This is a genomic window from Ignavibacterium sp., assembly GCF_025998815.1.
Taxonomy (GTDB): Bacteria; Bacteroidota; Ignavibacteria; order Ignavibacteriales; family Ignavibacteriaceae; genus Ignavibacterium.
This window is the reverse complement of record NZ_AP026678.1, coordinates 1,313,065-1,326,148: the sequence shown is the minus strand read 5'-3', so window position 1 is coordinate 1,326,148 and position 13,084 is coordinate 1,313,065. Positions and strand designations below refer to the sequence as shown.

General features: G+C 33.6%; 12 protein-coding genes and 1 tRNA gene. 9 read left to right on the top strand and 4 right to left on the bottom strand.

What is annotated here, in order from left to right:
* Positions 1–14: 14 nt before the first annotated feature.
* Positions 15–1,301 (top strand): cell division protein FtsZ, encoded by a 1,287-nt coding sequence (gene ftsZ, locus Q0X14_RS05660; RefSeq protein ID WP_297843644.1) that lies wholly within the window; start codon positions 15–17, stop codon positions 1,299–1,301.
* A 7-nt stretch (positions 1,302–1,308) separates the two neighbouring features.
* Positions 1,309–1,524, top strand: a complete 216-nt coding sequence (locus tag Q0X14_RS05655; RefSeq protein WP_297843641.1) for a hypothetical protein — start codon at positions 1,309–1,311, stop codon at positions 1,522–1,524.
* 29 nt (positions 1,525–1,553) lie between these two features.
* Here the strand turns inward: Q0X14_RS05655 and Q0X14_RS05650 are convergent, their stop codons facing one another.
* Positions 1,554–1,748, bottom strand: a complete 195-nt coding sequence (locus Q0X14_RS05650; protein WP_297843638.1) for a CPXCG motif-containing cysteine-rich protein — start codon at positions 1,746–1,748, stop codon at positions 1,554–1,556.
* 134 nt (positions 1,749–1,882) lie between these two features.
* Between Q0X14_RS05650 and Q0X14_RS05645 the strand changes: the two genes are divergently transcribed.
* On the top strand, positions 1,883–3,550 hold the full coding sequence (locus Q0X14_RS05645; protein WP_297843635.1) for a hypothetical protein: 1,668 nt from the start codon (positions 1,883–1,885) through the stop codon (positions 3,548–3,550).
* Position 3,551: 1 nt separating this feature from the next.
* On the opposite strand, the gene Q0X14_RS05640 is transcribed toward Q0X14_RS05645, so the two are convergent.
* The 3 genes from Q0X14_RS05640 to Q0X14_RS05630 all read right to left on the bottom strand — a co-directional run bounded on the left by Q0X14_RS05640 (position 3,552) and on the right by Q0X14_RS05630 (position 4,684).
* The gene (locus Q0X14_RS05640) at positions 3,552–4,049 is read right to left on the bottom strand and encodes a YajQ family cyclic di-GMP-binding protein (RefSeq protein WP_297843633.1); all 498 of its coding nucleotides are present in this window, start codon (positions 4,047–4,049) and stop codon (positions 3,552–3,554) included.
* Positions 4,050–4,339: 290 nt separating this feature from the next.
* Positions 4,340–4,414 (bottom strand) — tRNA-Pro (locus Q0X14_RS05635).
* A 93-nt stretch (positions 4,415–4,507) separates the two neighbouring features.
* On the bottom strand, positions 4,508–4,684 hold the full coding sequence (locus Q0X14_RS05630) for a GIY-YIG nuclease family protein (protein WP_297843630.1): 177 nt from the start codon (positions 4,682–4,684) through the stop codon (positions 4,508–4,510).
* Positions 4,685–5,008: 324 nt separating this feature from the next.
* Between Q0X14_RS05630 and pyrR the strand changes: the two genes are divergently transcribed.
* The 6 genes from pyrR (at position 5,009) to Q0X14_RS05600 (ending at position 13,084) form a co-directional block, all read left to right on the top strand.
* Positions 5,009–5,554 (top strand): bifunctional pyr operon transcriptional regulator/uracil phosphoribosyltransferase PyrR, encoded by a 546-nt coding sequence (gene pyrR / locus Q0X14_RS05625; protein WP_014561047.1) that lies wholly within the window; start codon positions 5,009–5,011, stop codon positions 5,552–5,554.
* Between the two features lie 11 nt (positions 5,555–5,565).
* On the top strand, positions 5,566–6,486 hold the full coding sequence (locus Q0X14_RS05620; protein ID WP_297843628.1) for an aspartate carbamoyltransferase catalytic subunit: 921 nt from the start codon (positions 5,566–5,568) through the stop codon (positions 6,484–6,486).
* Between the two features lie 9 nt (positions 6,487–6,495).
* Positions 6,496–7,788, top strand: coding sequence for a dihydroorotase (locus Q0X14_RS05615; protein WP_297843625.1), 1,293 nt, complete (start codon positions 6,496–6,498; stop codon positions 7,786–7,788).
* A 144-nt stretch (positions 7,789–7,932) separates the two neighbouring features.
* On the top strand, positions 7,933–8,745 hold the full coding sequence (locus Q0X14_RS05610; protein ID WP_297843622.1) for a hypothetical protein: 813 nt from the start codon (positions 7,933–7,935) through the stop codon (positions 8,743–8,745).
* A gap of 65 nt (positions 8,746–8,810) precedes the next feature.
* Entirely contained in the window at positions 8,811–9,254 is a 444-nt protein-coding gene (locus tag Q0X14_RS05605; protein ID WP_297843619.1) for a DUF4783 domain-containing protein, read from the top strand.
* The gene (locus tag Q0X14_RS05600) at positions 9,254–13,084 is read left to right on the top strand and encodes an ATP-binding protein (protein WP_297843617.1); all 3,831 of its coding nucleotides are present in this window, start codon (positions 9,254–9,256) and stop codon (positions 13,082–13,084) included. Before Q0X14_RS05605 ends, Q0X14_RS05600 begins: the two co-directional genes overlap by 1 nt.

The window sequence follows — 13,084 nt, the reverse complement described above, 5'->3', positions numbered from 1 at the left end:
AGTAGGAGGGCCTTATGGCGCGCTTTGCAACAATCGATAGAGAAAAACCAATGTCTGCCGTACTGAAAGTTGTCGGTGTTGGCGGAGGAGGTTGTAATGCAATTGAAAGTATGATTGCAAGAGGTTTAACCGGTGTAGAATACATTGCAGTTAATACTGATGCTCAGGTTTTAGCAGGTAGCAGTGCTACTCATAAAGTTCAATGCGGAACAACAATAACCCGCGGACTTGGTGCCGGCGCAGATCCTAATATTGGAAGAAAAGCAGTTGAAGAAGATCGTGAACTTATCGCAGAGGTTTTAAGCGGAAGCGATATGGTTTTCATAACTGCTGGAATGGGCGGTGGAACAGGCACTGGTGGTGCACCGGTTATCGCTTCAATTGCAAAAAGCATTGGCGCGCTTGTAGTCGGAATTGTTACCAAACCCTTCAGATGGGAAGGTAAACTCCGAATGATGAATGCTGAAAAAGGAATTCAGGAGCTAAGACAACATGTTGACTCATTAATAGTTATTCCTAATGAAAGACTTCTCACAATACTTGATAAGAGTACAACAGCATTTGCTGCATTTGATAAACCAAATGAAGTTCTTTATGAAGCAACAAGAGGAATCGCTGATATTATTACAATTGAAGGTTTGATAAATGTTGATTTTGCAGATGTTCGTGCTGTTATGAATCAAAGTGGTGAAGCTTTAATGGGTTGCGGAATTGCAAGTGGTGAAAATCGTGCAATCGAAGCTGCGCAGAAAGCAATTTCAAGTCCTCTGCTTGAAGGAGTAAGCATCAAGGGTGCAAAGAGTGTTCTTGTTAATGTTACAGGTTCGAGCAATATGACAATGCAGGAAATAAATGAAGGTAATAATGTAATCTTCGAAGCTGCTGGTGAAGAAGCAAATGTGATATTCGGTGTTGTAAAGAAAGAAGAAATGAATGATTACATTTCCTACACTGTTATTGCTACAGGATTTAACTCTGCAAAGACATTCACAGCATCAAAAACTTCTGCTCTAACGAATAAGAAAAAAACAAATCTCTCAGACCATCTGAGAAGTGGATTTAACCCATCGTTTTTTGAACAGGATAATATTGATAAACAGGATTTGGATACTCCAACAATTTTGAGGGTTAATTCTCCAAAAACTCAGTTGGATGATAATGAAGATGAAGAGAAAGAAACTCCGGCAGGTTTTTCAATTGATGCTTCAAGATATTCGTGGTCCAAACAAAAAGCAGAAAGGAAAGATGATTCTGATGATGACGATGAAAGTTCTTCATTCCTCAGAATGATTATGGATTAATGCTTTGATGAGAGAGCAGTTTAGTGATAACAAAAATTTGTTTGAGGGAGATGCTCTCTCATCGCCGGAAGAGCTTTCGCTGATCGATAAAAGAAATTCTGAGTATCACAATCAGCAACTTCATGAAATAGTTCTTAAGAAGCAGAAATTAATAATTTATCTTTCGATTGTTTATACGGCTGCAGTAATAGGTAGTCTTATCTATCTGATTTTTTTGAAGTAATATTTGGTGCGGAGTTTTTAAGTTAATTTTTATTCATCAATCGGTCGGGCTTCGATCATCACATTGCCGTCATAATCTCTTACAACAATAATTCGATTTGGGCGGCAACATATTCTGCAGTCTTCAACAAAATCCTGCTTGCCTTCAATTGTTAAATCAACCCACACAGAATTTTCTACTCCGCAATACTGACAAGTCCATTCTAATACATCATCGGTTTGCATAAAGTCACCAAAAATTTCTGCTGTTAATTAGCTAATAAACTCTTTAAAAATCAATTGCTGGTTATCAACTCTGCTATTGCCTTTTAATTCAAAAAATATTAAATAGTGTGCAAGTGAACACTAATTTATTTAAAATGGCAGAACAATTTCATTTGACATATCAGCCGCCAAAAGAATGGTTAAATGGATTAAAGATAAAAACAATCTATCCGCCCATTCCGAGAAAAACATCCGAAGTTGATTTTGATATTTACGACTTCGAAATGCTGTTTAATGATAAATCAACGACTGATTTAATCCGTTCGGGAAAAACCATTGGATGTTTCTATATCGAATCTCCCGGAATGCGTTCACTTCTTCGCCGGCTTGATGTTCACACATTTGAAATGCTTACAGCAGCAAGTTCAATCATTCGTCCCGGTGTTGCAGAAAGTGGTATGATGCAGGAATTTATTGCGCGGCATAAAGATCCTTCCCGAAGAGAATATTTGATTCCCGAAATGGGAGAATTACTTGCTGAAACTTATGGAATAATGATTTATCAGGAAGATGTAATTAAAGTTGCTCACTTCATTGCAGGACTAAGTCTCGAAGAAGCAGATCTACTACGCAGAGCAATGAGTGGTAAGATGCGTTCGCACGATGCTATGAAAAAAATTGAAGGAAACTTTTTTGCAAGCTGCAAAAAGAAAGGTTACACAGATGCACAAACAAAAGAACTATGGCGACAAATAGAATCATTTGCCGGATATTCATTTTGCAAAGCACACAGTGCTTCATTTGCTTTGCTTTCTTATCAGGTTGCTTTTCTTAAAGCACATTATCCTGCTGAGTTTTTGGCGGCTGTGCTGAGTAACGGAGGTGGATTTTATTCTCCTGCAGTTTACATCTGGGAAGCTGTTCGTTGTGGATTAAAAGTAAAACTTCCATCCATCAATCATAGTATGTATGAATACACTGGCAGCGGAAATGAGATTCGTATCGGACTTATGGCAATAAAAAATCTTTCAACTAAAACAATTCGTAAAATTGTTGAAGAGAGAGAACTTCACGGTGAATATAAATCGCTTGCTGATTTTCTTGTAAGAACGAAAACCGGATTTGAAGAATCCTCAATTCTTATAAAATGCGGAGCTATGGGATGTTTGAAAAAAACAAGACCAACTTTGCTTCGCCTGCTGGATATTTATATCCACAAAAGAAAACTGCTTGAAGAAAATTACAATGATCTTTTTGTTTCCGAATCATTTGCTCTTGAAAATGAAGTGGATACTTATCAGAATTTTTCTCTTGAAGAAATTTGTAAACAGGAATATGAAGCATTTGGTTATATGGTAACGCGACATCCATTGCATTTTTACAGAAAATATATTGATGATAAATCAGTAACCAAAGCTGCTGAAATGCAACAGAAGAAAGGGAAGTATGTTAAAATGATCGGATGGTATATGACTTCGAAAAGAATAAAAACCAAAAGCGGTGAAATAATGAAGTTCCTGTCACTTGAAGATCTAACCGGAACATTCGAAGCTGTAATCTTTCCAAAAGTGTATCACCAGTATGCTGAACTTACTTCTTCAATGGGACCGTATTTTGTAGAAGGAATAATTGATGAGAATGATCATACAAATCTTATTGTTAAAAAGTTATCAATACTTTCTGCGCAGATTGTAAAATCAGATTTTGAAAAAGATGGTGTTGAAAACACTTATCTCGGTGATATAGAAAAAATTTCTGAGGAAGATTTTCGTCTGGCAGAAATACTGAACCAGGAGAAACTGCGAAAAGCTTATCTTGGTTGAATTATTTCATGTTGACGAACTGAGTTGGAAAATCTAAGTCAGCGTCTTTAATCATTTTTATTACTGCCTGAAGGTCATCAATCTTGGGTCCTGTAACACGCACCTGCTCATCCTGAATCTGTGCATTAACTTTTAATTTTGAGTCTTTAATCATTTTGACAATTTTCTTTGCATTATCTTTTGATATACCGGATTGCAGGTTAATAATTTGTTTTAATCTTCCACCTGCAGCTTGTTCGGGTTCATTTAACTTTAATGCTTTTATTGAAATTCCTCTTCGGATAAACTTTGTTTGAAGAATATCAATGCTTTGTTTTAAGGAGTAATCATCTTTTGTATTTATTGTAAGAAGTTTGTCTTTCTTATTAAGCTCAATTGTTGTATTAGAATCTTTTAGATCATATCGCTGATGGATTTCTTTTAATGCCTGATTAACAGCATTATCAACTTCCTGTAAGTCAATTTCCGAAACTATATCGAAAGAATGATTTTGTGCCATAATTAAATAATCTCTTTTATATCTAAAATTTTAAATTAAGAAAAACTTATTTCTTTATACCTTCACACTTCACCTGAGAACCTCCGACATTCCCGACAAGTCGGGACGCACTAACTGGGCTGAGCCAAAGAATAAATTCTATCAATAAAAAAATAACAAGTTTAGTCGGGGCGAGAGGATTTTGCAAAGCATCCTTCGGAGAACCTCCGACCTTCCCGACAAGTCGGGACGTACTAACCGGGCTGAGCCAAAAAATAAATTCTATCAATAAAAAAATAACAAGTTAAGTGTCGGGGCGAGAGGATTTGAACCTCCGACCTCCTGGTCCCGAACCAGGCGCTCTAACCGGGCTGAGCCACGCCCCGAAGGAATCAAAAATTTAGAAAGAACTCAGAATATTCTTTTCGTATAAAATTTTTATTTCGAAGTTTTTTAAGTTTTAGTTCAAATCTGTTTGCTTATAAATTCGTTTCAAACTTCCTGAGAAAAATTAATCTCCAGGGTCGTTTTGCTCTGGTTGATTTATTTTCACCCGAGTTATGCTCTTCCAATCTTCTTCCGATATTGTTAGTGTGTCCAATATACCAGGATTGATCAGAAAGAGACTCAATTATGTAAGTATAAAAATTATCCACGACCTTCCCGACTTGTCGGGACGCTCTAACCGGGCTGAGCCACGCCCCGAAGGAATTAAAAATTTAGAAAGAACTCAGAATATTCTTTTCGTATAAAATTTTTATTTCTACATCACAAAGATATATCAACTTTGAATAAAATTTATTCCTGAGAGCGACCTTCTTTTCTTTAAACTAAAATTATTTTAAGTTTGGGCAGCAAATAATATTTATTCACCTTTAAATCTATCCGGTGAGGTAGAGAAGGATACCAAATGAAGAAATCAAATTTATTAAAAAATAAAGGACCTCAGAGGAATTTATTCCGATGAGGATTTTTTTTATATGAACATCAAAGCAAAATTAGTTGACAAAGAGGGACTTGACCGAATCCTTACCAGAATTGCTCACGAGATTCTGGAAAAAAATAAAGGTTCAAAAAATCTGGTCTTAATCGGAATGAGAACACGCGGCGAGTTTCTTGCAAAAAGACTGCAGAAGAAAATTAAAGAAATTGAAGGTGTTGAACTTCCGTTCGGAGTTCTTGATGTGACTCTTTATCGTGACGACTTCAGAACGAGATTGAAACAACCACAGGTTTCAGTTTCAGATATTACTTTTGATATTAACGAGAAAGATGTAATTCTTGTTGATGATGTTTTATACACAGGAAGAACTGTCCGAAGTGCATTAAATGCTTTAATGGATTTTGGAAGACCAGCTACCATTCAGCTTTGTATCCTTGTTGATAGAGGTCATCGTGAATTACCAATACGTGCTGACTTTGTGGGAAAAAACATTCCAACATCTCTTAATGAAGAAATAAAATTAAAAGTTGAAGAATATGATGGTGAAGATGCCATCTATTTAGTAGAAGCAGAAAAAAAATAATTGGATAAAACATGTCATTATCAAGCAGACATTTACTGGGGTTACAAGGTGTTCCTAAAGAGGACATTCAGTTAATTTTAGATACAGCAACCACATTTCGCGAAGTTCTGGAAAGACCAATTAAAAGAGTTCCAACTTTACAAGGAAAAACAGTTGTAAATCTTTTTTATGAAAGTTCAACCAGGACGAGAATATCTTTTGAACTTGCTGAAAAAAGACTTTCAGCTGATGCAATAAATTTTGCAGTATCTACAAGCAGTGTGAATAAAGGTGAATCACTAAAAGATACTGTCAGGAATATTGAAGCGATGAAAGTTGATATGGTTGTTATTCGTCATGCTGCTGCCGGAACGCCTCTGATGCTTACAAAACTTTGTGATGCTAATATAATCAATGCCGGTGATGGTATTCACGAACATCCCACTCAGGCATTACTTGATATGTATTCCATCAGAGAAAAACTCGGAAGACTGGACGGACTTAAAGTTTGTATCGTTGGAGATATTGCTCATAGCAGAGTAGCGCTTTCAAACATCTTCGGATTAAAAACAATGGGTGCTAAAGTTTCAGTTTGCGGTCCTTCTACAATGATTCCCAAATACATTGAAGATCTTGGAGTTGATGTTATTTACAACATTGATGAAGCTATTCAGGAAAATGATGTTCTAAATGTTCTCAGAATTCAGCTTGAAAGAAAAGCGAGAGAATACTTCCCATCAATAAGGGAGTATGTTAAGTATTTTGGAATTACTTCTGAAAGACTTGAAAAAAATAAAAAAGACATACTTATACTTCATCCCGGACCAATTAATCGTGGAGTTGAACTTTCATCAGATGTTGCGGATGGTCCTTATCAAATAATTCTTCAACAAGTAACTAATGGTGTTGCAGTCAGAATGGCTGTTTTGTATTTATTAGGAACTTTAAACTAAAGTGATAATATGAAACTATTATTAAAAAACGCTTCAGTAATAAATCCATTGCAGAATCTGAACGAAAAGGATTTTGATATTCTTATAGAAGATGGAATTATAAAAGAAACAGGAAAAAATCTTCAAATAAATTCTGGAGATATTAAAACTATTGATTTATCCGGAAAAATAATTTCTCCGGGATTTATAGATATTCATGTTCATCTGCGAGAGCCGGGAAGGGAAGATGAAGAAACAGTTGAAACAGGTTGTAATGCTGCTGCGAATGGTGGATTTACAGCAGTTGCATGTATGCCAAACACAGAACCTGCAATTGACTCAGCAGAAGTGGTTGAGTTTATTAAAAAGCAGGCATCTGGTCATCTTGTTGATGTTTATCCTGTTGCTGCTGCTACATTAGGTAGAAAAGGTGAGGTTCTTTCACCAATGGCAGAACTTAAAGATGCAGGTGCTGTTGCTTTTTCAGATGACGGTGTTGCGATTAAATCTTCTTCTTTACTAAAGCGGGCATTGGAATATTCATTAATGTTTGATTTACCGATAATCGAACATTGTGAAGATGAGTCGCTTGCTGGTGGAGCTATGAATGAAAGTATAAACTCAACATTACTTGGTTTGCCTGCAATTCCAAATGTTGCTGAAGATTTAATTGTTATGCGTGACATTTTATTAGCTGAATATACAGGTGGACGAGTTCATATCGCACATATTAGCTCAGCTAATGCAGTAAATATGGTTCGTGAAGCAAAGAAAAAAGGGATAAAAGTTACTGCGGAAGTTACTCCGCATCATTTTACGCTGACAGATGATGCAGTAAAAACTTATGATACAAATACCAAAATGAATCCTCCTTTAAGAACAAGAAAAGATGTTGAAGCTATTATTGAAGGATTGAAGGACGGAACGATTGACGCAATCGCTTCAGACCATGCGCCACATTCAATTGAAGAAAAGGAAATGGAATTCGAATATGCTCCTAATGGAATTGTTGGACTTGAAACCTCAGTTGGATTAGCTTTTACCGAACTACTTCATAAAAAACTTTTAAGTATTGAAGAATTGATTCTAAAATATGCAATCAATCCGAGAAAAATTTTAAATCTTGGTATGCCTTTAATTCAAAAAGGCAATATTGCTAATCTTACTATTCTCGATACTGATGTTGTCTGGACTGTTGATAAAACAAAATTCTTATCTAAATCCAGAAATACTCCATTTCATAAAAGACTACTCACAGGAAAAGCAATTGGAGTAATTAACAATCGTAAAATGTTTTTCGATGGAAGATTCACATCAATCTGATTAAAATTACGATTAATTACTCAGTATCTGTATTTTGTTGCATACACATTTCCGGTTTATCCTTTGATTAGGTTGGAATGAATAAACTTTTCTATGGCATTTCATTTGGCTTTGTTACGATGAAATTATTTATTGAGGTGTGAAATGAAAAAAAGATTAACATTCGTCACAATCATTTCTTTAGTAACTTTCTTAACAGCTTGTAATGTTAATGACAGCTATTATGAAGATTACACTCCACCGGCTCCACCAACCGGAATACAGGTTATAAATGGTGATGAAAGAGTTGATATTTACTGGAATCACAACAGGGAAAGTGATGTTGCCGGTTATAATGTTTACTACAGTTATTCCTATAATGGCAGATATACTTTAATCGGTTCAACAGCAAATAATTACTTTATTGACTTTGATGCTAACAATGGTGAAAAATATTATTATGCGGTAGCTGCTTATGATTATAACGGAAACGAGAGTGATTTAAGTTATGATGTCGTTTATGCTGTTCCCAGACCTGAAGGATTCAATCAAACAATTTTCGATTACAGAAGATTTCCTAACAACGCTGGTTATTCATTTTCGAACTATTCCGTTGTTCGTTACGATGACCAAAATTCTGATGTATTTTTCGAAAACTATCAGGGAACTTATTATCTGGTGGTATGGGATGATACAGACATTCAGGATATGGGAGTTACTAATGATATATATGATATCCCTTATGCACCAACATCCGGTTGGTCACCTTCGAAGGATGTTATCGCAAAAGTCGGACATACTTATGTAATCTGGACCTGGAATAATCATTATGCAAAGATCAGAGTGAAAAATATAACTCCGGATAGAATAGTGTTTGATTGGGCTTATCAATTAGTTGAAGGTGAACCGATGTTGAAACCATCAGTAAAAGGTGGAATAAGAAAACAAATAAATAAATCTACTCTGGAAAGAGAATAACGAAATTATTAGTTTTGAAGTGAGTCTAATTGAAAACATTTAATTAGACTCACTTTTCTATATTTATGAAAAAATTATTATCCATATTACTTATTATAATATTTTATTCGGGATTTCTTTCCGCACAGGAAAATTTTCGTTCAAATATTCAATCAAAGGATTCTAATCAAATAATCAATTATGTTTTTGATGATATTGAAATTTCAATCAGAGAAGGAAATGTTGGAAGATTATCTAAATATCTTGGTGCACAAACTTATTTTAGTCTTTCTAACGGAGTGAATGGTTATTATTCTCCAAATCAGGCATACTATATTTTGGAAGATTTCTTTAATTTGTACAAAGTAACAGCTTTTAAGTTTAATCAGATTAGCAAAGACAAAATCAGTCCTTATGCAACCGGGACTTTTTCTTTCGATAACAAAGGGAAAAGAAACACTGCAAAAGTATATATCTCTTTGAAGAAAATTGGTGATAAGTGGAATATTACTCAACTAACTATTAACTGATGATTAATTGGCTCAGAAAAAAGTTTAAAGGCGATAGAAAATATTTCTCTATCGTCTTTTTTATTTTTTTGATGATTCCTGTCTCGGGAATTATTACAAACAATCTTATCGAAAAAACCAAAGCAGAATGGTTTGATATTCTTACCAGAAAGATTAACTATTTACAATCTTCAATTACGGGAGATTTTAATAAAGAGCAAACCAAATTACTTTCAATCGTAAAAGTACTAAAATCAAAATTAGTTATTGATCTTTCGAATAGTGAAGAATTATATAAGACCTTTGTTGAAATTTTAAATGATAAAAAATTTGATGAATATTCTTTGGAAATTTTTGCTCCAAATGGAAAGCTGATTGCCTGGAGTAAATCAGTTGCAATAAATCAGAACGAACTTTTTCCTTTACCAGCTCCGCTTGGCGAAACTTATTTTCTTGAGAAACCGCTTGCATTTTACATTTCGATAATTGACACAATTCACATTGATTCAGATGTATTTTATTTAACAGCAAATTATCCGATTGAATTAAAATATTCTTTAACAAATCCTTATTTCAGAAACATCAATTTTTCAGAAAAATGTAGTAAGAATTATGAAATAGAATGCAAAGTTGATTTTAATCCTTTTACATCTTCCACAAAGGATGGTAAGAAATATTCTTTCGAACTTCTTAATAACAACGAAAAGAAAATTGGTCTCGCTACTATTAACAAACCAACTTTGGTTGCTGAACTCAATTCAATTAAAGATATTTCTGCGAATATTCAGGCGATACTTGTATTTATTGCACTTGTATTTGTTGGTTTGGGATTAAAGACTGATTATCGCAGTCTGACTTCATTAAAAATTAAATTTATTCTTTTCGTTTTTTATTTAGTTATTGTAAGAGTAATTATTTTCCTCCTGGATATTCCAACAAGATTAATTGAAGGACCATTAACTGAGCCGGCAAATTTCTCATCCACTTTTGCTTTTGGAATTGTAAAATCTCCAATAGAATTTCTCGTAACAAATTTCTTTCTTGTTCTGATTGCGATTCAGTTTTTCAGATATACTAATATCTATCTCCTAAATCGTGAAATCAAAAAGCCAAATCTGTTAACAAGATCTTTCTCAATTTTGTTATTTCCGCTTATTGTGTTATTGATGCGTGGTTTTGCAGCGGCAATCAGAAGCGTAATTTTTGATTCAAAACTTAGATACTTCAAAGATCCTGATATAATTCCGGATTTAACTTTACTTTCAATGCATCTTAATATTTTGCTGATTGGATTCATCGTTACCGCTTTAGTTATCGGTTTATTTAATCTTGTTTTGAAAATGAATGGCTTTAATGTGAAGAAGAAAATTGTAGGTTTGTTTGTCATATCATATCTGACTTTAGTCATCATAAGTCTAGTAATGTTTTTTATAAGTAAAGATCCACTCGTAAATATTTTAATCCTCATAGCTTTTGTTGCTGCAATTATTCTTGTCAGTTATCAGGTTCTTATCAGAAGTCGGAACTCTGTTTTTAATTATGTTTTACTTCTTCTTGTTGGTTCGATATTTTCAATCACATTATTAAACTATTTTAATTCTAAACTTGAAAAGGAATCATTAAAAACAACCGCTTATGAACTGAATAGAATTGATGAAAATCTTATTCAGTTCTATTTGATGGAGCTTATAAATCAATCAGCTTCAGATGAAAAGGTGATTTCATCTTTCGCTCAAAGCAATTTAAACTTTGATGCACTTGCATTTATACAATGGTCTAATAGCATTCTGCAAAAAGAATCTATGAATTCTTTTCTTGCTTTTTACGACCGTTTCGGAAATAAAAAGGGAAGTTTTGATATTGGTTTTTCTTCGAAGGAAAAAATTCCCGTTAACAAAGTTCCAGTTTCGAATGAGGTTATTTTTTTTAATGAAGCAAGAAATCCAATAGAAAAAAATATTATCGGAATAAAAAGAATTTCCGAACTTGGAGTTACGCGAGGATTTATTTCTTCAGGTATTGATTTTAATATATCAAAACTAACTGCTTCTGAATTTCCGGATTTCATTGGATCAAATCTATCTCTACTGAATCAGGTTGTTAATATTAAACAACTTAAAATATTTCTTTTCCTGAATGGCGAATTAGCTCAGGTTTATGGTGATATTTTTCCATCGAGAGAGCAAATTAAAAATCTGTTAAATACTGAACTTGATAGCACATTCAACGATGGCTGGTTGAAATTGGATTTTAGTGGAGAGACTTATCAAACTTATCTTCTCAAGACTTTCGATAATGGCAATGAAATTCTGACGGCGATTTCAGTTGCAGATAAAGAATTCAGTTGGAATCTGTTTAATTTCTTCAAAGTGTTTTTTGTTCACGCTATTTTTATTCTGATTGTATTTGTGGCTTTGTTTATAATCAGAATCAGAAAAATTAATTATACATTCAAGACAAAAATTCTTTTTGCATTTCTGTTTGTGTCTATTATTCCCGTGATAGTTCTAGCAATTTACAATCGTCAGGTTGTTGAAGAACGCTCGAGGGAAAGTATTTTCAATGAACTAAAACAAAGAGCTGATTATGTTCAAAGTCATATTGAAAGTCAGATTAAAAAAAATAAAAACAGAAATATCATTCAAGCTTCAGAAAATGCTTCTAATGAATTAAAAATTTCTTTTTCAATTTTCGATGGAACTGAGCAAGTTTTCAATTCAAATAATAATTATTCGCAAATTGAATTACTTGACAAAAAATTAAACTCAGGAGCATATTATCATTTGCATTATCTTCGTTCGAAAGAGTTTATGACAAGTGAAAAGATTAATGATTATGTTTACGATTCTTACTACCGCCAAATCAAACTTGATAATAAAGAATACATCCTTGCTGTTAATGATGCTTTCAATAAAATTAAAATTCCTTTTTCCACAACTGAAATTGATGTAGTAATATTTGGCATTTATTCTTTCGCAGTGCTTCTGATAGTTTTGTTCAGTACAATTTTCGCTAACCAGATTTCATCACCAATTCAAAAATTGACAAAGGCAACAGAAGCTGTTGGTAAAGGTGATCTTAATGTTCAGATTCAACATAATGCGAAAGGTGAAATTAAAGAATTGCTCGATGGTTTTAATCTTATGACTATGGAGCTTAAGAAAAATCAGATGGAACTTGCGGAACTTGAAAGGGAATCTGCCTGGAAAGAAATGGCAAAACAAGTTGCACACGAAATAAAAAATCCGCTTACGCCAATGAAACTTGCAATTCAACAGTTGATTGCAGCATACAGAGAAAAGCACGGTGATTTTGATAAATTATTTGATAAAGTATCTAACACGATTTTAACTCAGATTGATAACCTGAGTCAGATTGCGTCCGAGTTCAGCAGGTTTGCAAAAATGCCAAGCTTGAAAATTGAAGTTGTTGATTTGATTAAAGTTGTCAACGATACAATTAACATTTTTATCAATGAAAAAGCAAAAATTATTTTAGAAACAGATTATCAGGAAGCATTGATTGAAGCTGATAAAAATCAGTTGAGCAGAATGTTTATTAATTTCATTCGCAATTCAATTCAAGCTAATGCGGATAAAATTATCATTAATATAAACAGCAAAGAAAATGATTTTGAAATAAGAATTACAGATAATGGAACCGGAATACCGGAAGAAATTCGTGATAAGATTTTTAATGAAAACTTCACAACAAAAAATCAGGGAATGGGTTTAGGTTTAAGTATGGCAAAGAGATTTATTGAAAATATTAATGGCAGAATTGAACTTGAATCATCTTCAGAAAAAGGAACGACATTCAAAATAATAATTCCGGCGTATAAAAAAGTTTAA